The organism is Acidovorax sp. KNOB132 (assembly GCF_057541515.1).
Map to the genome: position 1 here is coordinate 1 of NZ_BAAJYT010000675.1, position 506 is coordinate 506.

Sequence of the window (506 nt, forward strand, 5' to 3'; positions counted from 1 at the left end):
CGCGCTTGGTACCGCGCAGCAGCAGGCCGACGTTGTCGCCAGCCTGGCCTTGGTCCAGCAGCTTGCGGAACATTTCCACGCCGGTGCAGGTGGTCTTTTGCGTGTCGCGGATACCGACGATTTCGATTTCTTCGCCGACCTTGATGATGCCGCGCTCGATACGGCCCGTCACCACGGTGCCGCGACCGGAGATCGAGAACACGTCTTCCACGGGCATCAGGAATGCGCCGTCCACAGCGCGCTCGGGCGTGGGGATGTACGAGTCCAGGGCTTCGGCCAGCTTCATGATGGCTTCTTCACCCAGGGCGCCCTTGTCGCCTTCCAGGGCGAGCTTGGCGGAACCGCGGATGATGGGGGTGTCGTCGCCTGGGAAGTTGTACTTGTCCAGGAGTTCGCGCACTTCCATTTCGACGAGTTCGAGCAGCTCTTCGTCATCGACCATGTCGCACTTGTTCAGGAACACGATGATGTAAGGCACGCCCACTTGGCGGGCCAGCAGGATGTGC

Annotated in this window: 1 protein-coding gene; it reads right to left on the reverse strand. The window is 62.3% G+C overall.

Annotated elements, in window-relative coordinates; translation table 11 throughout:
- The coding region (locus AC27IO_RS25355; RefSeq protein WP_498741362.1) for an EF-Tu/IF-2/RF-3 family GTPase at positions 1-506 on the reverse strand (506 nt) is incomplete at both ends.